Source organism: Nocardioides ungokensis (genome assembly GCF_013466985.1).
Taxonomy (GTDB): Bacteria; Actinomycetota; Actinomycetes; order Propionibacteriales; family Nocardioidaceae; genus Nocardioides; species Nocardioides ungokensis.
Genome location: NZ_CP059164.1, coordinates 4,045,967 through 4,065,008 on the forward strand (window position 1 = coordinate 4,045,967; position 19,042 = coordinate 4,065,008).

Genomic DNA, 19,042 nt, shown 5'->3' on the forward strand with positions numbered 1-19,042 from the left:
CTTCCGTGTGCAGGATGAGCCCGGCGTCCGATCCGACGCCGTTCTTCATCTCTCGGGAGGGATCACGATGATCTTCACGCGGCGACCCGCCGCTCTCACCAGTGCGACCGCAGGGCTGCTCGCCTGCGCCCTCGTGTCGCTGACCGGACCCGGCGCGACGGCCACACCCACCGACGTCACGCCCGCGTCCACCCCGGTGCCGATCGCCACACCGGACGGCGTCGTCTCCAGCTACCTGCTCAACGCCAAGACCGCCAACCCCGGTCAGACCCGCCTGGTCGAGCGCGCCGTGGCCGAGGCCGGCGGCGTCGTCGTCCAGAGCTGGCCGCAGATCGGCGTCGTCGTGGCGCACTCGGAGGTGTCGACGTTCCGCGAGGACGTCGCCGCCAGCGCCGGCAACGCCCTCGACTCCGTCGGGGCCACGCGCACGGTCCCCGTCTCCGAGGGCACCCCCGAGGAGGCCAACGCTCCCTGGGGCCGCGGCGCGTCGGACTACAAGCGCGGCGCGAAGAAGGACGTCAACGGTGACGTCGGCTCCGAGCCGACCGCCGCCACCACCGCCGACCCGCGCGAGGCCGAGCAGTGGGACATGCAGATGATCAAGGCCGACCAGGCACACGCGATCACCGACGGCAACCGCAACGTGCTCGTCGGCGTGCTGGACAGCGGCATCGACCCCGACCACCCGGACCTGGCGGACAACATCGACACCGCCGACTCGGTGAACTGCACCGACGCGGGACGACCCGACACCTCCGCCACCGGCTGGTACCCCACCACCAGTGACCACGGCACCCACGTGGCCGGCACCATCGCCGCCGCCCGCAACGGCGTCGGCATCGTGGGCGTCGCCCCGAAGGTGCGACTCGCCTCGGTCAAGGTGGTCAACGACGCCGGGTTCATCTACCCCGAGTACGCCGTGTGCGGGTTCATCTGGGCCGGGACTCACCACATGGACGTCACCAACAACAGCTACTACGTCGACCCGTTCCGCTACTACTGCGACGACCAGCCCGACCAGGCCGCCGCGAAGGAGTCCGTGCGCCGGGCGGTCGCCTGGTCGATCGACCAGGGCGTCCTCTCCGCCGCGGCCGCCGGCAACGAGCACGATGACCTCGCGCACAAGACCACCGACACGACCAGCCCCGACGACAGCACGCCGATCAACCGGACCGTCAACGCCGGGTGCAACGACATCCCCACCGAGCTCGACGGGGTGGTGACGGTCGCCTCGCTGGAGCGCTTCCCGGCCGACTCGATGGACAGTCGGCTGTCCGGGTTCTCCAACCGCGGCCTCGGAGTCATCGACGTCGCGGCGCCCGGCTCGCGGATCCTGTCGACGATCGTGAAGGACAACGGGTACGGCTTGAAGAGCGGTACGTCGATGGCCACCCCGCACGTCACCGGCGTGCTCGCGCTGATGAAGTCGGCGCACCCGTCGTGGGGTCCGGCACGGATGCTGGCCGAGTTGCGCGCACAGGCCGATGACAAGCCCTGCAGTGCCACCACGGCCGGCGCTCCCTGCGTCGGAACGGCGGAGGAGAACAGCTACTTCGGTGACGGCGTCGTCGACGCCCTCGACGCCGTGCGCTGAGACGCTCCACCCGCAACCTCGCCGGGTTCGCCCGGATGCTCCACCGCTGCCCGCGTCGCCCGGATCCCCCGGGCGGCGCGGGCAGCGCCGTGGCGGCACCTGTCCAGCGCGAACAATGGCGGCGGATCGTGGTGCGGCGTCCGATATCCGCGTGTCGGGTGTCGGTGGGGCTCCCTAGGCTGGGCCGGTGACGAGTACGACGAGCCCCGCGCCCACCCGGCCCCCCGCCTCGGCCACGCGGGCCTGGCTGCCGGTCGCCGCGGTGGCCGTCACCCTGCTGCTGTGGTCCTCGGCGTTCGTGGCGATCCGCTACCTGGGCGACGACTTCTCGCCGGGCGCCCTCTCGCTGGGGCGGCTGCTCGTCGGCGCCGCCTGCCTCGCCGTGGTCGCCCTGAGCCGCGGCGTGCCCCGGCCGAGCCGCCGCGACCTGCTCTCGATCGTGGTCATCGGGGTGCTGTGGTTCGGGGTCTACAACGTCGCCCTCAACGAGGGTGAGCGCCGCGTCGACGCCGGCACCGCCGCGATGCTGATCCAGGTGTCGCCCGTGCTGATCGCCCTGCTGGCGGCCCTGTTCCTGTCCGAGCGGTTCACGGTCTTCCTGGGGATCGGCCTGGCGCTGGCGTTCGGCGGCGTCGCGCTGATCGGACTCTCGACCTCGCCCGGCAGCAACCACGACGTCCTCGGCGTGCTGCTCTGCGTCCTGAGCGCGGTGGTCTACTCGGTGAGCGTGATCCTGCAGAAGCCGCTGATGGCGCGGGTCCAGGCCGTCCACGTCACCTGGCTCGCGTGCACGGTCGGCGCCCTGGCGTGCCTGCCGTTCGCCGGCGACCTGGTCCGCGAGACCGCCGACGCGCCCGCCTCGTCGATCGCGTGGGTGGTCTACTGGGGGTGTTCCCCACGGCGATCGCGTTCACGACGTACGCCTTCGCGCTCACCCACATGAGCGCCAGCAGCCTGGGCGTGACGACCTACCTCGTGCCTCCGCTGACCATCGTGATGGGTCTGGTCTTCCTGGGCGAGGCGCCGCCCACGATGGCGTACGCCGGGGGCGCGCTCGCGCTGGTCGGCGTCGCGGTGGCCCGGCGCAAGCCCAGGACCGTCGCACAGGAGCCCGCACAGACCGCCTAGGGGCTGCCATGCTGTGCCGGTGGACATCGTCGCCGGCGTGCTGGTCGCCCTCGTGGCCGCGCTGCACCTGTACTTCCTGGTCCTGGAGATGTTCCTGTGGACCACCCCCACCGGGCGGCGCACCTTCGGGCTGGACCCGGCGTTCGCCGAGGCGAGCCGGACCCTGGCCGCCAACCAGGGCCTCTACAACGGCTTCCTGGCCGCGGGGCTGCTGTGGGGCTCGTCGCGGGGCACACCGACGTGGAGGTGTTCTTCCTGGCGTGCGTGGTCGTCGCCGGGGTCTACGGCGCTGCCACGGTAAACCGCCGGATCCTGCTGGTGCAGGCCGTCCCGGCGGCGCTCGCGCTCGTCGCGGTGCTGCTCAGCGCCTGACGCTCGCCCCGGCCCCCGCCCCAGCGGTGGGCTGGCCACCGTCCCCGCCGACCAATCGGTGGCTGAGCCACCGCCCGACCCCGAGCCCACCTCCCAGCGGTGGGCTGGCCACCGTTCCCGCCGCCGACCATTCGGTGGCTGACCCACCGCCCGACCCAGGGGTCAGCCGACCGCGGGCTCCTCGCCGGACTCCAGCCAGCCGCGGAACGCCTCGAGGTTCCTCGTCGACTCCCCGCGCAGCTTGCGCCACTCCCACTCCTTGCGGATCGAGGAGGCGAAGCCGAGCTCGAGGATGGCGTTGAAGGACTCGTCGGCGTTGGACAGCACCGAGCCGAGCAGCCGGTCCAGCTCCGCGGCATCCACCGACGAGAGCGGGAGCCGCGCGTCGAGGTAGATGTCGCCGAGCCGGTCGACGGCGAAGGCGACGGCGTACATCTTGAGGTTGCGCTCGAGCAGCCAGCGGTAGACGCGCTCGTGGTTCTCGTCGGGCCGGCGGCACACGAAGGCGTGCACCCCGAGGGCGTGCTCGCCGACGTCGAGCCGGACGGCCGTCTGGAGCTTCTTCTCCCCCGGCAGCGAGAAGGAGAAGAGCCCGGACGAGGGCTCGGTGAACTCGATCTCGTTGGCGGCGAGGTAGTCGCGGATCGTGCCGGCGGGGTCGCTCATGAGACCGACTCTCGCATGAACGACCACGCCTTCTCGTAGACCTCCAGGGTGCGCTCGGCGGTCCGCTCCCACGCGAAGTGGCGGGCCTGCTCCAGCGCGCCCCGGGAGAGACGCGCGTGGAGGGCCTCGTCCTCGATCACGCGACGCAGCGCGGCCGCCCAGTCGCGCGGCTCGTGCCCCTCGATCAGGAGCCCGCTGTGCCCGTCGCGCACGACCGTGGTGAGCCCGCCGACCGCGGCGGCGAGGACGGGGGTCCCGGTGGCCTGCGCCTCCGCGGCGACCAGGCCGAACGACTCGTTGTAGGACGGCACGGCGACCAGGGTCGCCGCCGCGCACCACCGGGCGAGGTCGGCCTGGGCGACCGGCGGCACGAAGCGCACCACGTCGTCGAGCCCGAGCTCGGTGGCCAGCTGGGCCAGCGACTCGGGGTGCTCGAGGCCGCTCCCGGAGGGTCCGCCCACGATCGGCACGACGAGCCGGGACCGCAGCGACGGCGTCTGGGCGAGCAGCTCGGCGACCGCGCGGAGCAGCACGTCGGGGGCCTTGAGCGGCTGGATCCGGCCGGCGAAGAGCAGCACGTGCGCGTCCTGCGGCAGGCCCAGGGCGGTGCGGGCGGCGACCCGGTCCAGCGGCCGGAACACCGACAGGTCGACACCCGGGTGGACCACCTCGACGCGGCCGGCCTCGGCGTCGTACAGGTTGATCAGCTGCTTGGCCTCGATGTCGGTGTTCGCGATGAGCATGTCGGCGGCCTCGACGACCTGCTCCTCACCGATGATCCGGGCGGCGGGCTCGGGGGTGTCGCCGAGCGCGAGGGCGTCGTTCTTGACCTTGGCCATCGTGTGCATGGTGTGCACGAGCGGCACGCCCCAGCGGTCGCGGGCCAGGGCGCCCACCTGCCCCGACAGCCAGTAGTGGGAGTGCACCGCGTCGTAGTGGCCGACCGGGTGCGCCGCCTCGGCCCGCAGCACCTCGCGGGCGAAGACGCACAGCTGGCCCGGCAGCTCGCCCTTGGTGAGCCCCTCGAAGGGGCCGGCGTGGATGTGGCGCACCGACACCCCGTCGGCCGCCGGCACGATCGGCTCCAGCGCGGAGCTCGTGGCGCGGGTGAAGATGTCGACCTCGATGCCCTGCTGGGCGAGCCGCCGCGAGAGTTCGATCACGTAGACGTTCATGCCGCCGGCGTCCCCGGCTCCGGGCTGGTCGAGCGGGGAGGTGTGCAGGCTGATCATCGCCAGGCGCCTGATGCGATCCACGTGGTCCCTTCCGTCGACAGTCCAACCAACAAGAACCGCGTAGGGGCCTCAGGGATTCCCCGGGGCCCCGGACCCGTCGTACGACGGCCCGCTCAGCGCGCGTGCGACCCAGTCGAGCGGCCGGTCGAGCGGCCGGCGCGGCGCTCGCCACCGCGAGGCTTCGCGGACCGCGAGGACGTCGGCGGCTTCGGGGGCTTCGGGGGCTTCGACCGCACGAGCTGCGTCGCGGCGACGACCGCGACGACCAGGCCGACCACCCCGTCGATCGTGGTGGCGTTGCCGTTCTGGTGCAGAACCTCGAGGACCGACCAGACCAGCAGCGGGAAGGCCACGCCCACGATCGCGCGAAGCCAGGTCGCGCTGGTGCTCACCAGCCCGGCACCGGCCGCGACAAGGGCCACGGCCACCAGCAGCGCGCCGAGGTAGTAGAGACCGCCGCCGACCGCGCCCCCACCACCCGCCACGAAGCGGGCGACCCAGCAGAGGCCGCCGACGAGTCCGGCGAGGCGGGCGAGCGTGTACGGATCCATGTACTCCAACTCCGGGGGACGAGCGAGTCGATCAACAGGCCAGTCTGCCATTGCCGGCCCGGCCCCACCACGGGCGGATTCGGCCGCTCCGGCACAATCGACCCATGAGCACCTCGCGCATCGCCGTCGTCACCGGAGCCAGCAGCGGGATCGGGGCCGCGACCGCGCGGGCCCTCGCCGCGGACGGTTTCCACGTGGTGTGCGCCGCCCGGCGCCGCGACCGGATCGAGGCGCTCGCCGAGGAGATCGGCGGTCGCGCGGTCGCCTGTGACGTCACCGACGGGGAGTCGGTCGCGGGGCTGGCCCGCGAGGTCGGCGACACCCTCCACGTGCTGGTCAACAACGCGGGCGGCGCGTTCGGCTCCGACCCGGTCGAGTCGGCCGACCCCGACCAGTGGCGCGCGATGTACGAGGTGAACGTGCTCGGCCTCCTCCGCGTCACCCAGGCACTCCTGCCCGCCCTGCGGGCCGGCGGCGACGGCCTGGTCGTGAACATGGGGTCGACGGCGGGTCGGATCGCCTACGAGGGTGGTGGCGGCTACACCGCCGCCAAGCACGGCACCCAGGTCGTCACCGAGACGCTGCGCCTCGAGCTGTGCGGGGAGCCGATCCGGATCTCCGAGATCGCGCCGGGCATGGTGCGCACCGACGAGTTCGCCGTGGTCCGCTTCGGTGGCGACCAGGCCAAGGCCGACGCGGTGTACGCCGGGGTCCCCGACCCGCTCGTGGCCGAGGACGTCGCCGAGGCGGTCCGCTGGATCGCCGGCCTGCCGTCGCACTTCAACGTCGACGAGATGGTCATCCGCCCGCGCGCGCAGGCCGCGCAGCACAAGGTGCACCGCCAGGCCTGAGCGTGCAGGACTCCCCGGCTGGCCGGTGACTCCTGTGCTTGTCGGCCAGTGCAACGGCTGACAAGCAACAGAGGTGGCCGACAACCCCGGACGCCCGCAGCGGCCGCGAGGTCCAGCCACTGGGCCGCCCCAGCGCCGTACGACGCCGCTCGTGCCAGACTGCCGTCGTGCAGACGATCGGACTCATCGGCGGCATGAGCTGGGAGAGCAGCGCGGTCTACTACCGCGACCTCAACCTCGGCGTGCAGCAGCGACTGGGCGGGCTCTCCTCGCCGAAGCTGGTGCTGAGCACCGTGGACTTCGCCGAGGTCACCGACCTCGAGGACGAGGAGCGCTGGCAGCAGATCGGCGAGCTGCTCGCCGAGGCAGCCCGCGGCGTCGACCGCGCCGGCGCCGACTTCCTGCTGCTCTGCACCACCACGTTCCACAAGGTCGCCGACCAGGTGGCGGCAGAGGTGGGGATCCCGCTGATCCACCTCGCCGACGTCGTGGCCCGCGCCTGCGTCGAGCAGGGCGTGACCACGGTGGGCTTCATCGGCACCAAGGTGGCCATGGAGGACAGCTTCTTCACCGACCGTCTCGCCACCCACGGGGTGACCGCGCTCGTCCCGGACCAGCAGCACCACGAGTGGCTCAACTCCGCGATCTACGAGGAGCTGGTGCACGGGCACGTGCTCCCGCGCACCCGCCGCCGCGTGGTCGAGATCATCGAGGAGCTCTGGGACGCCGGGGCCGGCGGCGTACTGCTCGGCTGCACCGAGCTGGAGCTGCTGATCACGCAGGCCGACGTCGAGCTCCCGGTCTTCCCGTGCACCACCCTGCACGTCGAGGCAGCCCTCGACCGCGCCCTGGCCTGAGCACCGGTGGGGCGATAGTCCCCTCCGTTTCGCACCCCTGGCGACCGACCGAGGGGTGCCAACCGGCGGGGACTACCCGACGGACTACCCGTTCTCCAGCAGCAGCTCCGCCAGCCGGCGCAGGTCGTCGGTGAGGTGCTGCTCGGGCACCTCGGCTCGGCGGCCGCCGAGGTCGAAGGCGTAGACGTAGCGGTCCGGCTGGGGCGGCCCGCCCGGCACCGCGGCCAGGTCGATCCGGTCGACCAGCTCGCGCAGCTCACCGCCGCGGGGATCGTCGGCCGCGAGGTCGACCTCGCCCGAGGCGGTGAGCCCCGCGAAGCCGCCGGTGCGCCGCACCGCCACGCGCGTGCCGGCCGACCCGGTGCCGGTCGTGGGAGCGCCCGCTGCGGTGCCGCCGGCGCCCGGAGTGACCCCCACCTGCTCCCACGCCTGCCCGACGGCGTCCGCGTGGGCGCCCGCAGCGGCCACGGTCGCGGCCGCGAACCCCGCGAAGTCGGTGCGGGCGGCGACCTGCCCGCCGGTGAGCGCGGCGTACCAGATCGCGCCGGCGCCCTCCCACGAGCTGCCGCCGATCGCGGTCGCGGCGAGCTGGAAGGCGCGGTTGGGGATGCCGGAGTTGAGGTGCACCCCGCCGTTGTCGTCGGTGGTCTCGACGTAGTCCGACATCTGCCCGACCTGCGGGTCCTTGCCGATCGCGGGGTCGTCGTACGCCGTACCCGGCGCGGCCATGTCGCGCAGGGCCCGGGCCTTGATGCCGGGCACGAAGATGCCCGCCCCGATCAGCCAGTCGGCCTCGAGCGCCGTCTGGCCGAGCAGCCGCTGCTTGAGGCAGGACGCGAAGACGTCGGAGACCGACTCGTTCAGCGCACCGGACTGGCCGGAGTACTCCAGCGCGGCGGTGTGCTCGGTCACCGCGTGCGTGAACTCGTGGCCGAGCACGTCGACCGGCCGGGTGAACCGGCCGAAGACCTTGCCGTCGCCGTCCCCGAAGACCAGCTGCGTGCCGTCCCAGAAGGCGTTGTCGTAGTTGCGCTCGTAGTGCACGCTCAGGCTCACGGGCGCGCCCCGGTCGTCGTACGACGAGCGGCCGTAGACCTCCGCGAAGAGCGCCAGCGAGCCGGCGATCCCGGCCGCCGCCTCGTCCACCGCGGGGTCACCCGACTCCGGCTCACCGGCCGAGCGCACCGGGGTGCCGGGCAGCATCGAGCCGTTGTGGGCCGTGTGCACGGTCCAGGCGGGGCCGGCCGGCGTGACCAGGGCGGTCGGCGGCGTGCGGGGAGCGAGGCGCGCGGTGCGCATCCGCTCGTCGACCGCGAGCGTCGCCCGGCACTGGTCGGCGATCTCGCCCTGCCCGGCGGCGACCGCCTCGAGCAGGTAGGGAGGCACGAACCGGCAGGTCCCGAGAGAGGTCATGGGTCCAGAAAAGACGACGGCACCGACACCCGCAAGGGGTCGGGCGCTCAGGCGTCGCGGTACGGCGCCCGGGCCAGCGTCTCCGCGACGTGCTGCCGCACCCGTGCGCCCCACTCGGGGTCGAGGGCCGCGGTCAGCTCCTCCCACATGGCGAACCACGCCCGCCGCGAGTCCTGACCCTCGACCCGGTGCTCGAGCTCGTGGCGGGTGGCCACGTCGCGGGCCAGGTCCGACGCGATCCAGCCCAGCAGCTCGTGGCGCGAGGGGGTGCGCCGGCCGAAGCTCTCGCGCCCGCGCTCGAAGGCCTCGTAGGAGTAGGTGCCGTCGCGGTAGCGGTAGAACGTGCAGCCGGCGTCGCGGTTCTCGGTGTCGGGGACGTACGACGGCCGGCGGCCGCTCAGCTGCTCGACCCGGTCTGCCAACCCGGCGACCTGACGGGCGACCTCCGCCTCCTCGGGGTTCGCCGGTCCACCAGGGTGATGCAGGTCGTCGAGGGGGCTCACGCCGGGGCGCGGTCTGGCGGGAAGCCGCCCGTCGCGATCGGACCCCACGACTCCGGGGTGATCCGGATCAGCGACTTGCCCTGCCGGCGCATCGCCTGGCGGTAGTCGTCCCAGTCGGGGTGCTCGCCCGAGATGCAGCGGAAGTACTCCACCAAGGCGTCCTCGGCCTCCTGGCTCGGCATGTCCAGGACCTCGGCGGTGCCGTCGACCTGCACGTAGGCGCCGTTCCACTCGTCCGAGTGGACCAGGACCGTGGCCCGGGCGTCACGGCGGAGGTTGGCCGCCTTCGCCCGCTGGGGGTAGGTCGAGATGACGATCCGGCCGTCGGCGTCGACGCCCCCGGTGACCGGGGACATCTGGGGCCGCCCGTCGCGCCGGGTCGTCATCAGCGTCATCTGGTGCCGGGGGCGGACGAACTCCAGCAGTCCGTCGCGGTCGACCCGGTCGGTGGTGGCGATCGTGACCATGCGCCCACCCTAGACAGCGGGCCCACACGACGATGCGGGCCGGGACGACGGCTCGCCGTAGACTCCTCGGGGCCCTTCGTGGGCCGCAACCCCACACGCCACCGAAAGCGACGCCGTACCTCCATGACTGGATCCACACTCCGCAACGACCTGCGCAACGTCGCGATCGTCGCCCACGTCGACCACGGCAAGACCACGCTGGTCGACGCCATGCTCCGACAGGCCGGCGCGTTCACCGCCCACCAGGCCGAGAGCGTGGCCGAGCGCGTCATGGACTCCGGTGACCTGGAGCGCGAGAAGGGGATCACGATCCTCGCGAAGAACACCGCGGTCCACTACGCCGGCCCGGCCGCCGACGGCAAGCCGATGACGATCAACATCATCGACACCCCCGGCCACGCCGACTTCGGTGGCGAGGTCGAGCGCGGCCTGTCCATGGTCGACGGCATCGTGCTGCTGGTCGACGCGTCCGAGGGCCCGCTCCCCCAGACCCGCTTCGTGCTGCGCAAGGCACTCAACGCCGACATGCCGGTGATCCTCGTGGTCAACAAGACCGACCGCGGCGACGCCCGGATCGCCGAGGTCGTCGACGAGACCTACGAGCTGTTCATGGACCTGCTCGACGAGCACCACAGCCAGGACGCGCTCGACTTCCCGGTCGTCTACGCCTCCGGCCGCGCCGGCATGGCCAGCCTCGAGCAGCCCGAGAACGGCGAGCTCCCGGAGTCCCCCGACCTCGAGCCGCTGTTCAAGACGATCCTCGAGACCATCCCGGCGCCGACGTACGACGAGGGCGCGCCGCTGCAGGCCCACGTCACCAACCTCGACTCCTCGCCGTTCCTGGGCCGCCTCGCGCTGCTCCGCATCCACCAGGGCAACCTGAAGAAGGGCCAGACCGTGGCCTGGATGCGGCGCAACGGCGACGTGAAGAACGTCCGGGTCACCGAGCTCCTCGTCACCGAGGGCCTCGAGCGCAAGCCCGGCGAGTCCGCCGGCCCCGGCGACATCGTCGCGATCGCGGGCATCCCCGACATCACCATCGGCGAGACCCTGGCCGACCCGGAGAACCCGGTCGCGCTGCCGCTCATCCACGTCGACGAGCCGGCGATCTCGATGACCATCGGCACCAACACCTCGCCGCTGGTCGGCCGGGTCAAGGGCTCCAAGGTCACCGCGCGCCTGGTCAAGGACCGCCTCGACTCCGAGCTGATCGGCAACGTGTCGCTGCGCATCCTCCCGACCGAGCGCCCCGACGCCTGGGAGGTGCAGGGCCGCGGCGAGCTGGCGCTGGCGATCCTGGTCGAGCAGATGCGCCGCGAGGGCTTCGAGCTGACCGTGGGCAAGCCGCAGGTGGTCACCAAGGAGGTCGACGGCAAGGTCCACGAGCCCGTCGAGCGCCTCACCATCGACGCGCCCGAGGAGTACCTCGGCGCGATCACCGAGCTGCTGGCCGTCCGCAAGGGCCGCATGGAGCAGATGACCAACCACGGCACCGGCTGGGTTCGCATGGAGTTCCTGGTCCCGGCGCGTGGCCTGATCGGCTTCCGCACCGAGTTCCTCACCGACACCCGCGGCACCGGCATCGCCCACCACATCTCCGAGGGCTACGAGCCGTGGGCCGGCGAGATCCGCAGCCGCAACAACGGCTCGCTGGTCGCCGACCGCAAGGGTGCGGCGACGGCGTACGCCATGACCTCGCTGCAGGAGCGCGGCGTGATGTTCGTGGAGCCCACCACCGAGGTCTACGAGGGCATGATCGTCGGCGAGAACTCCCGTGCCGACGACATGGACGTCAACATCACCAAGGAGAAGCAGCAGACCAACATCCGCTCGGCGACGTCGGACAACTTCGAGAAGCTGATCCCGCCGAAGAAGCTGTCGCTCGAGCAGTGCCTGGAGTTCTGCCGCGACGACGAGTGCGTCGAGGTCACCCCGGAGTCGGTCCGCATCCGCAAGGTGATCCTGGACCACAACGACCGCGCCAAGATCGCCGCGCGCGCCCGCAAGTCCAAGTAGTCCCCGCCGAGTCGGCGCTGCTTGACGCACTCACCTGCGTCAACCAGCGCCGACTCGGCATTTCAGGCGGGGTCGAGCAGCAGGTCCTCGCGGCGCGCGGCGAGCCGGTCGACCGCGTCGGAGAGCTCCCGGTGCCGCGCCGTCAGCCCGGTCCGCACCCGGTGCACGGCGGCCGCCGCGTCGTCGGTGCGCCGCGACGCCTCGGTGATCCGGTTGCGGACCGACCAGTCGCTGAAGATGTTGTCGAACCACACGTCGAAGGCCTGGGCCATCGTGCTGACGTCGATGCCGCCCACCCCGGCCATGCCCACGTCGGCCAGCTCGGTCGACAGGCGCCGCATGGCCCGGTCGGCCTCGCGCATCAGCGCCGAGGCCTGGTCCATCGGTCGTACTTCATCATGTCGCCGACCAGGCCGCCTTCGAAGAAGGTGTCGTACGTCGACCAGCCGCGCGCCTTGCCCAGCATCACGTCGGCGTCGGCCAGCCGGGCCGCGGCCGTCTCGGCGGCCGCCAGCGCCTCGCCGACCTCGTGCAGCTGCGAGCGGAGCGTGCCCAGCTCGGCGGCGATCGAGGTGAGCTCGGCTCCGGCCGCGCCACCGTCCCCCGTCAGGGCGGCCTCCTTCGCGGCCAGCGCACGCACCCGGCGGCCGGCCACGTCACCGAGGGCAGCCCGGGCCGTGGACGCCGCGTCGAGCTCCGCCCGCGCCTGCACCAGACGTGCGTCGGCCCGCGCGACGGCGTACGCCGCGGCCTGCTCCTCGGCCTGCTCGCGGGCCAGGTCGGCGTCGCGGCTGCCCCGGAGCCCCGCCCAGATCCGGGTCGGGCTGAAGGACTCCAGCCGCGCCACGTCCGCGCTCTCCCGACCCAGCTCCGAGCGGGCCTGCGCCAGGCTCCTGCTCGCGTCGTCGACCTCGGCCTGCGCCCGGGCGATCCGCCCGGTGAGCCGCTGGTGCTCCGCCACCGCCTCCTGGGCCGCCTCGAGCTCGTCCTGGGCCTGGCGTGCCTGCTCCCCGTTCACGGCGACACCCTAGGGGTCAGAGCGTGACCGGCGAGGCCTTGCGCCGCTCGTTGTCCCGGCCGACCGCCTCGATCGCCACGCCGGCGAAGCCCACGGCGACCAGGAGCACCAGCACCGACGACAGCTCGTGCGGCAGGAACGAGCTGAAGGCCAGCGTCGCGACGTGGGCGATGAGCACCAGGGGCACCCACCGCTGGGTGGTGCCGGCCCGGAGCAGGGCGATGGCCAGCAGCAGCTCGCCGAGGTAGAAGCCCGCGATCCACCCGTAGAGGAAGATCGTCAGCCCCGCGTCGTGCACGGCCTTGTCGAGCTCGGCCGGCTTGAGGGACGTCTCGAGCGCGATCGCCCGGAAGAACACGATCAGCATCGAGTAGCCGGCGGTGCCGAGGAAGCCGACCGCCAGCACGACCGCGCTCACCATGCCGAGAGTCCGCCCGCGCCGGTCGAAGAGGCTCATCGCCGCCGGCAGGCCCAGCGTCAGGGCGACGGAGGCGATGAAGAAGATGACCGCGGCGGCGAGCCAGCGGCCGTCCTCGTTCCTGACGACCTGCAGCGTGCCCGCGGTGGAGGAGCTGGCGGGCAGCAGGAGCGACCCGAAGGTCAGCGCCATGGCTCCGGTCACGAAGGCCGCCGCCGACGCCGGGATCCAGTCCATCCGCATGCGCTCACGGTAGGGCTTCGCCCACCTCCGCGGGACCGGTTGCGCACAACGATTCAGACCGGGTCCCGCCCACGAGCGGACCGGCCGCCGACCGGTGCCGGTTACGGTGACCAGCAGCACATCGACGAAGGAGGCCCCATGGCGGTCGAGGCACTCGTCCAGCAGGCACGGCAGCAGTCGCTCGGCGACCTGCCGCGGCGTACGGCGCGACGCGTGCCGGACAAGCTCGCCATCGTCGACGGAGCCACCCGGCTGACCTTCGCCGAGCTCGACGCCGTCGTCGACCGGGCCGCGGCCGCGATCGCCGCCGCGGGCCTGGCCAAGGGCGACCGCCTGGCGCTGCTCTGCCACAACTGCTGGCAGTTCGCGGTGCTCGACTTCGCGGCTGCCCGGGTCGGCGTCGTGCTGGTGCCGGTGAACTTCATGCTGAACGGCGACGAGATCGCGTTCATCCTCGACCACAGCGGCGCGACCGCCTTCGTCGTGGAGGACGCCCTGGTGCCGACGGCCGAGAAGGCGCTGGCCGCCGCGGGCGGCACGGTCGCGACCCGCGTCGTCGTACGCCTCGGCCGGGGCGAGCTGCCCGCGGGCTGGACCGACGCGCAGGAGTGGTTCGACCACGACGGGGAACCTCCGCGGGTGCCGGTCGCCGATGACGACCCGGTCCGGATGATGTTCACGTCCGGCACCGAGTCGCGACCCAAGGGTGCCCTGCTGTCGAGCCGGTCGCTGCTGTGGCAGTACGTCTCCTGCGCCCTCGACGGCAGCATGACCGCCGACGACGTGGAGCTCCACACGCTGCCGCTCTACCACTGCGCGCAGCTCGACTGCTTCCTCGGCACGGACGTCTACCTCGGCGCGACCAGCATCATCCTGCCCGGGCCGGACCCGCAGCAGGTCCTGCGGGCGATCCAGGAGCACCGGGTCACCAAGTTCTTCGCCCCACCCACGGTGTGGATCGGGCTGCTGCGCTGCCCCGACTTCGACTCCACCGACCTCTCCAGCCTGCGCAAGGGCTACTACGGCGCCTCCCCGATGCCTGTCGAGGTGCTCAAGGAGATCCAGCGCCGGCTGCCCGACGTCGACCTGTGGAACTTCTACGGCCAGACCGAGATGGCCCCGCTGGCGACGATCCTCGGACCAGACGAGCAGCTGGAGTACGCCGGCTCCGCGGGCCGGGCGGCCCTCAACGTCGAGACCCGGATCGTCGACGACCTCGACCAGCCGGTGCCCGCGGGCACGGTCGGCGAGATCGTGCACCGCTCACCGCACGCCACGCTCGGCTACTACCGGGACGAGGCCAAGACGGCGGAGTCGTTCAGGGAGGGCTGGTTCCACTCCGGCGACCTCGGCTACCTCGACGAGGGCGGGCGTCTCTACGTCGTGGACCGCAAGAAGGACATGATCAAGACCGGTGGGGAGAACGTCGCCAGCCGCGAGGTGGAGGAGGCCATCTACCGCCTCGACGGCGTCGCCGAGGTCGCCGTCTTCGGCATCAGCCACCCGCGCTGGGTGGAGGCGGTCGCGGCCGTCGTCGTCCCCAAGGAGGGCGTCACGCTCACCTCCGACGCGGTCCTCGAGCACAGCCGGAGCGTGCTCGCCCACTACAAGGCACCCAAGTACGTCGTGGTCGCGGAGTCCCTGCCCAAGAACCCGAGCGGCAAGATCCTCAAGCGCGAGCTCCGCGACGCGCACGGCGCGCTCGCGCAGGAGGACCGGGACGACTGACGCCCCGCGACCAGCGGACTTCCGGCCCTGAGGGCGCCGGCGCGCCCCGAGGACGATGTCGGCATGGGCCTGCCTGCCGACCAGCTCTCCGCCGGGGAGAGCATCGTCCTGGAGATGCGTGAGCACTGGAAGCACCTGCTCGGTGCGATGCTGATCTGCCTGGCCGCCCTCGTCGGGCTCGTGGTGGTCCTGGCGATCGGGCCGGAGAGCGGGTTCTTCGGCTGGGTGGACACCCTGGGGTGGGTGGCGTTCGCCGGCGTCGTGCTGCTCTTCGGCGTGTGGCCGGCCCTCGGGTGGTGGAACCGCACCTACACCCTGACGACCGAGCGGCTCGCGACCCGGACCGGGATCCTGCGGCGCTCCGGCCGAGACATCCCGCTGAACCGCATCAACGACGTCGCCTTCGACCAGGGCCTCCTCGACCGCGTCGTCGGCTGCGGCACGCTGCGCGTCTCGGCCGCCAGCGAGGAGGGCACCGTGGTCCTCAAGGACATCCCGGACGTGCACCAGGTGTCGCTGCGGATGAACGAGCTGGTCCGCCAGATCGGCCACAGCGACCACGACGCCTGAGCAGCCCAGCCGGGCCGCTCAGTCACCGGTACGACGCACGCGCACCACCTGGAGGCGCCGGGCCCAGAGCCGGTGCAGGAAGCCGTGCAGGGCGGCCTGGTCCTCGAACCTCCCCGAGAGCACCGTGCAGACCTCGTGCTCGACCGTGCCGGGCTCGTCCAGCTCCTCGACGTCGCCCATGGCCTGGGGGGCGACGATCCCCGCGACGTGCACCTCGTACCGCATCGACCCGCTCCTTCATGTCCCGCCCACCCCGATCTCCTTGCATGCTTCACCCGCGGGGAGGGCCGCGCATCACCCCACCCGAGTGACGAAGGATGTGACGTGGGGGTCGCAAGGGATCGTCCGCTCGGGATGAGGTGCGTTCTCAGGCTCGCGCGCACACTTCGATTGCAGTCGTAGACCAGAGAAAGGACGCTGCAATGTCGTTCTGGGACGTCGTGTGGTTCATCGTGATCTCATTCGCCTTCGTGGCGTACCTCATGGTGATGTTCTCGATCATTGCCGACCTCTTCCGTGACCGGGAGGAGTCCGGAGTCATGAAGGCGGTCTGGATCGTTTGCCTGATCTTCTTCCCGCTCATCACCGCACTGGTCTACCTCATCGCTCGTGGCAGCGGCATGGCCGATCGCCAGATGCAGACGGCTGCGAACATGAAGGAGCAGCAGGACGCCTACATCCGCGACGTCGCGGTCAAGGCCAGTCCCGCCGACCAGATCGCGCAAGCCCAGAAGATGCTCAACGACGGCGCGATCTCTCAGCCCGAGTTCGAGAGGCTGAAGGAGAAGGCGCTCGCCTGACGGCGACGTGAACCCCACGGCCACCGTCCTCATGCGCAGGCTGTCCCCGCTGTCGGTCGCACGATCGGTCCTCGAACCGGTCCTGCGGCCGGCAGCCGCGTCTGTCGCCTCCCTGGCCCCGCTGCTCGACGGGCTGCTGACCGAGCTCGTCAACGAGGTCGTACGCCGCGTCGACCTCGACGCCATCGTCCGCCGGCTGGACATCGAGGCGGTCCTCGACCGCCTCGACCTCACCGCCACGGTGCTGGACCGGGTGGACCTCGGGATCGTCGTCCGGGAGGCCATCGGCCAGCTGGACGAGCAGAGCGTGAGCCTGGTGGTGAGCCGGGTCGACGTCGACGCGGTCGCCGAGCGGCTCGACCTCGACGCGGTCGCGCAGCGGCTGGACATCGACGCCGTGCTCGACCGGATGGACCTCACCACCATCGTGCTGCGCCGTGTCGACCTGCACACCGTCGTCGACGCGGTGCTCGCCCAGGTCGACCTGATCACCCTCGCCGAGCAGATCATCGACGGCGTGGACCTGCCGGAGATCATCCGGGAGTCGACCGGCTCGATGGCCTCCGACACCGTCAAGGGCGTGCGGATGCAGGGCATCGGCGCCGACCAGGCGGTCGGCCGGGCCATGGACCGGCTGCTGCTGCGCCACGCGCGCACCTCCGGCGACGCGAGCTAGTGAGGCCTCGGTGGCCGGGGGCACGGGCGGCGGGGTGTCGCCGATCCCCCGCGAGGCGCGTCCCTACCAGGGACAGCGCGCCGGGCTGGTCACGCGGCTGGTCGCCGCCACCGTCGACGCGGTCGTCATCGGCGGCGTCCTGCTCGGCGGCTACCTCGGCCTGTCGGGCTGCTCTTCTGATCGACCCGCGGGGCTTCCAGTTCCCCCAGGTCGGCGTCGTCTTCAGCCTGTTCTGGGCGTTCTGCGTGGCCGTCGTCTACCTGACGGTGTCCTGGACCCTGAGCGGCCGAACCTACGGCTACCTCGTCATGGGGCTGCGGGTCCTCGGGCGCGGTGGAAGGCCGCTTCGGCTCGTCGGAGCCGCCATCCGCGCAGTGTTCGTCGTCGTGGTGCCGATCGGCATCGCGTGGGTGCTGGTCAGCCGGGACAACCGGTCGCTCCAGGACATCGTCCTCGGCACCCGGGTCGTCTACGACTGGCAGCCGCGCGGCGCCGAGTCTCCTGCTCAGGACTGAGTGGCGGAGCGGGGTGGGGTGGGCCGGCCGACGAACTCGATGACGGCCAGCACCAGCAGCACCACGAGCGCGACGCCCACGACGACGCCGGCGGTGGGCTGGTTCCAGAACATCAGCACCACGCCCCCGAGGACCGCCGCGGTCAGCCGCAGGGCCCGCCGGTGGGTGTAGGTCCAGGTGCCGACCCGGCCGGTCTGCCAGCCGGCCGCCTCGGCGGAGCCGCGCAGCGAGCCGATGCCCTGCGTGAAGCCGCGGCGGGTGCCACCGCGGCCGTGGAGGGCCCGCTGATGAACGCCGCGAAGGCCAGCACGAGGCCGAGGACGCCGACGGCCCGCAGCGAGCTGCGCAGGAACCGCACCAGCGTGTCGAAGACGCTGCCGGCCGCATCCGGGGTCAGCACGTTCCCGGGCGTCTCGTTGACGTACCACGTCCGCGCCACCGCCAGGGCCCCACCGAGGAGGATCATGGCCGCGGCCAGGCCGAGCCCGCCGAGCAGGAGCGCCCGCCGCCGGTCACGCGCCAGCGCCACCCCGCCGATGAGCAGGGCGAGCGCGATGATGGGGAGCCAGACGCCCAGCTTCTCGAGCAGCTTGTAGGCGCCCTGCGCGTGCGTCACCGAGCTCGACTGCACCAGCACGAACGTCTTGTTCACCGTCGGGATCTTGTCGGCGAGCGAGAAGCCCTGGTTGACCAGCGCGGCCTTGACCTGCGCGATGATCGGCCCGAGGTTGAGGGTGACCGTGTCGCCCTGGGCCGTGACCGCGCCGCCCTGCTCGCCCGACAGCAGCCTGACCATCTGGGCGTGGGCGGCCCGGTTGACCTGGTCCCACACCTGCGCGAACTGGTCGGAGGCGATGAACTTCGCGACCTGGTCGTGCACGAAGCCGTTGACCCCGTTCACCAGCGCGGCCTCGAGCCCGGGGATCACCGCCGAGACGTCCGCCGAGACGCCACGCTGCTTGGCCAGGGCGGTCAGCGCCTCCTTGGTGACGCCCTGCACGTCGATGTTGTCGAGGACGGCGGTGGTCACCTCGTCGGTGAGCACGGCCTGGACGGCCGGGTCGTGGACGAGCGGCTCGACGGTCTTGACGTACTGGTCGGTGTTGGAGATGACGCGGTTGGCCCACACCGACGTCACCGACAGCGGGGCCAGCACGACGGCGAGGACGACCAGGATCCCGGAGACGACGCTGAGCCCGCGCACGTGGCGGTGCTCCTCCACTTCGGCGGGCGGCGGGGGGCCGGCGGCTGCGAGCTGTGACTCCAGCTCGGCGATCCGGGCCCGTAGGGCGTCGACCTCCTGGGTCTCGCTCACCGTGGTCCTCCCTCACCGTGGACAGCGCAGGCAGCGCCACTGTCCAACGCGTGGACGCCCGGACGCCTCACACGGGGCGGATGAGATGGCCCCGGCGGCGTGTCCC

General features: G+C 72.2%; 23 protein-coding genes and 1 pseudogene. 12 read left to right on the plus strand and 12 right to left on the minus strand.

Translation table 11 applies throughout. The features are described 5' to 3' along the window. The first annotated feature begins 67 nt into the window (after window positions 1–67). The 4 genes and pseudogenes from H0S67_RS20010 (at window position 68) to H0S67_RS20020 (ending at window position 3,094) form a co-directional block, all read left to right on the plus strand. Window positions 68–1,594, plus strand: a complete 1,527-nt coding sequence (locus tag H0S67_RS20010; RefSeq protein ID WP_180934460.1) for a S8 family peptidase — start codon at window positions 68–70, stop codon at window positions 1,592–1,594. Window positions 1,595–1,781: 187 nt separating this feature from the next. After that, entirely contained in the window at window positions 1,782–2,537 is a 756-nt protein-coding gene (locus H0S67_RS20015) for a DMT family transporter (protein ID WP_246354909.1), read from the plus strand. Continuing rightward, window positions 2,483–2,722, plus strand: coding sequence for an EamA family transporter (locus H0S67_RS28605; RefSeq protein WP_246354910.1), 240 nt, complete (start codon window positions 2,483–2,485; stop codon window positions 2,720–2,722). Before H0S67_RS20015 ends, H0S67_RS28605 begins: the two co-directional genes overlap by 55 nt. 88 nt (window positions 2,723–2,810) lie before the next feature. Beyond that, window positions 2,811–3,094: pseudogene (locus H0S67_RS20020) on the plus strand (DUF1304 domain-containing protein). A 162-nt stretch (window positions 3,095–3,256) separates the two neighbouring features. On the opposite strand, the gene H0S67_RS20025 reads toward H0S67_RS20020, so the two are convergent. From H0S67_RS20025 to H0S67_RS20035, 3 genes are all read right to left on the minus strand, one after another. Next, complete coding sequence (locus H0S67_RS20025; RefSeq protein WP_180934461.1) at window positions 3,257–3,760, minus strand: type III secretion system chaperone family protein; 504 nt, start codon at window positions 3,758–3,760, stop codon at window positions 3,257–3,259. After that, a complete protein-coding gene (mshA, locus tag H0S67_RS20030; RefSeq protein ID WP_180934462.1) occupies window positions 3,757–4,992 on the minus strand; it encodes a D-inositol-3-phosphate glycosyltransferase in 1,236 nt (411 codons plus the stop codon). Before mshA ends, H0S67_RS20025 begins: the two co-directional genes overlap by 4 nt. Window positions 4,993–5,108: 116 nt before the next feature. Then, entirely contained in the window at window positions 5,109–5,546 is a 438-nt protein-coding gene (locus H0S67_RS20035) for a hypothetical protein (RefSeq protein ID WP_180934463.1), read from the minus strand. Window positions 5,547–5,650: 104 nt separating this feature from the next. Here H0S67_RS20035 and H0S67_RS20040 point away from each other — a divergent pair, with 104 nt between their 5' ends. Beyond that, on the plus strand, window positions 5,651–6,397 hold the full coding sequence (locus tag H0S67_RS20040) for an SDR family oxidoreductase (protein ID WP_180934464.1): 747 nt from the start codon (window positions 5,651–5,653) through the stop codon (window positions 6,395–6,397). Window positions 6,398–6,564: 167 nt separating this feature from the next. Next, window positions 6,565–7,254 (plus strand): aspartate/glutamate racemase family protein, encoded by a 690-nt coding sequence (locus H0S67_RS20045; RefSeq protein WP_180934465.1) that lies wholly within the window; start codon window positions 6,565–6,567, stop codon window positions 7,252–7,254. An 84-nt stretch (window positions 7,255–7,338) separates the two neighbouring features. Here H0S67_RS20045 and H0S67_RS20050 read toward each other — a convergent pair whose 3' ends face one another. The 3 genes from H0S67_RS20050 to H0S67_RS20060 are packed head-to-tail and all read right to left on the minus strand — an operon-like array spanning window position 7,339 to window position 9,637. Further along, complete coding sequence (locus H0S67_RS20050) at window positions 7,339–8,667, minus strand: protealysin inhibitor emfourin (RefSeq protein WP_180934466.1); 1,329 nt, start codon at window positions 8,665–8,667, stop codon at window positions 7,339–7,341. Between the two features lie 47 nt (window positions 8,668–8,714). Next, on the minus strand, window positions 8,715–9,170 hold the full coding sequence (locus H0S67_RS20055) for an Imm63 family immunity protein (protein WP_180934467.1): 456 nt from the start codon (window positions 9,168–9,170) through the stop codon (window positions 8,715–8,717). Continuing rightward, complete coding sequence (locus H0S67_RS20060; protein ID WP_180934468.1) at window positions 9,167–9,637, minus strand: PPOX class F420-dependent oxidoreductase; 471 nt, start codon at window positions 9,635–9,637, stop codon at window positions 9,167–9,169. The genes H0S67_RS20055 and H0S67_RS20060 overlap by 4 nt, the downstream gene beginning before the upstream one ends. 123 nt (window positions 9,638–9,760) lie before the next feature. Here H0S67_RS20060 and typA point away from each other — a divergent pair, with 123 nt between their 5' ends. Further along, on the plus strand, window positions 9,761–11,653 hold the full coding sequence (gene typA / locus H0S67_RS20065; RefSeq protein ID WP_180934469.1) for a translational GTPase TypA: 1,893 nt from the start codon (window positions 9,761–9,763) through the stop codon (window positions 11,651–11,653). 62 nt (window positions 11,654–11,715) lie between these two features. On the opposite strand, the gene H0S67_RS20070 is transcribed toward typA, so the two are convergent. The 3 genes from H0S67_RS20070 to H0S67_RS20080 are packed head-to-tail and all read right to left on the minus strand — an operon-like array spanning window position 11,716 to window position 13,332. Then, complete coding sequence (locus H0S67_RS20070; RefSeq protein ID WP_180934470.1) at window positions 11,716–12,036, minus strand: hypothetical protein; 321 nt, start codon at window positions 12,034–12,036, stop codon at window positions 11,716–11,718. Then, window positions 12,015–12,671 carry a hypothetical protein gene (locus H0S67_RS20075; protein WP_180934471.1) on the minus strand — a complete coding sequence of 219 codons (657 nt, stop codon included), beginning with the start codon at window positions 12,669–12,671 and terminating at the stop codon, window positions 12,015–12,017. Before H0S67_RS20075 ends, H0S67_RS20070 begins: the two co-directional genes overlap by 22 nt. 16 nt (window positions 12,672–12,687) lie before the next feature. Further along, entirely contained in the window at window positions 12,688–13,332 is a 645-nt protein-coding gene (locus tag H0S67_RS20080) for a hypothetical protein (protein ID WP_180934472.1), read from the minus strand. A gap of 138 nt (window positions 13,333–13,470) precedes the next feature. On the opposite strand from H0S67_RS20080, the gene H0S67_RS20085 reads away from it, so the two are divergent. Next, the gene (locus H0S67_RS20085; RefSeq protein ID WP_180934473.1) at window positions 13,471–15,060 is read left to right on the plus strand and encodes a fatty acyl-CoA synthetase; all 1,590 of its coding nucleotides are present in this window, start codon (window positions 13,471–13,473) and stop codon (window positions 15,058–15,060) included. A 63-nt stretch (window positions 15,061–15,123) separates the two neighbouring features. Then, window positions 15,124–15,630 (plus strand): PH domain-containing protein, encoded by a 507-nt coding sequence (locus H0S67_RS20090; protein WP_180934474.1) that lies wholly within the window; start codon window positions 15,124–15,126, stop codon window positions 15,628–15,630. A gap of 18 nt (window positions 15,631–15,648) precedes the next feature. Here H0S67_RS20090 and H0S67_RS20095 read toward each other — a convergent pair whose 3' ends face one another. Next, a complete protein-coding gene (locus H0S67_RS20095; protein ID WP_180934475.1) occupies window positions 15,649–15,855 on the minus strand; it encodes a hypothetical protein in 207 nt (68 codons plus the stop codon). A gap of 197 nt (window positions 15,856–16,052) precedes the next feature. Here H0S67_RS20095 and H0S67_RS20100 point away from each other — a divergent pair, with 197 nt between their 5' ends. Genes H0S67_RS20100 through H0S67_RS26965 form a run of 3 tightly spaced genes read left to right on the plus strand, consistent with a single transcriptional unit; the run spans window position 16,053 to window position 17,621 of the window. Beyond that, window positions 16,053–16,430 carry an SHOCT domain-containing protein gene (locus H0S67_RS20100; protein ID WP_180934476.1) on the plus strand — a complete coding sequence of 126 codons (378 nt, stop codon included), beginning with the start codon at window positions 16,053–16,055 and terminating at the stop codon, window positions 16,428–16,430. Between the two features lie 7 nt (window positions 16,431–16,437). Next, a complete protein-coding gene (locus H0S67_RS20105) occupies window positions 16,438–17,106 on the plus strand; it encodes a hypothetical protein (RefSeq protein ID WP_180934477.1) in 669 nt (222 codons plus the stop codon). Then, window positions 17,106–17,621 (plus strand): RDD family protein, encoded by a 516-nt coding sequence (locus H0S67_RS26965; RefSeq protein WP_219635360.1) that lies wholly within the window; start codon window positions 17,106–17,108, stop codon window positions 17,619–17,621. The genes H0S67_RS20105 and H0S67_RS26965 overlap by 1 nt, the downstream gene beginning before the upstream one ends. Here H0S67_RS26965 and H0S67_RS26970 read toward each other — a convergent pair. Together H0S67_RS26970 and H0S67_RS20115 are read right to left on the minus strand one after the other, a co-directional pair. Beyond that, window positions 17,612–17,743: a hypothetical protein gene (locus H0S67_RS26970; RefSeq protein WP_281368901.1), complete on the minus strand. Its 132-nt coding sequence runs from the start codon at window positions 17,741–17,743 to the stop codon at window positions 17,612–17,614. The genes H0S67_RS26965 and H0S67_RS26970 overlap by 10 nt on opposite strands. 20 nt (window positions 17,744–17,763) lie before the next feature. Continuing rightward, window positions 17,764–18,936 carry a hypothetical protein gene (locus H0S67_RS20115; RefSeq protein ID WP_180934478.1) on the minus strand — a complete coding sequence of 391 codons (1,173 nt, stop codon included), beginning with the start codon at window positions 18,934–18,936 and terminating at the stop codon, window positions 17,764–17,766. Window positions 18,937–19,042 lie beyond the last annotated feature (106 nt).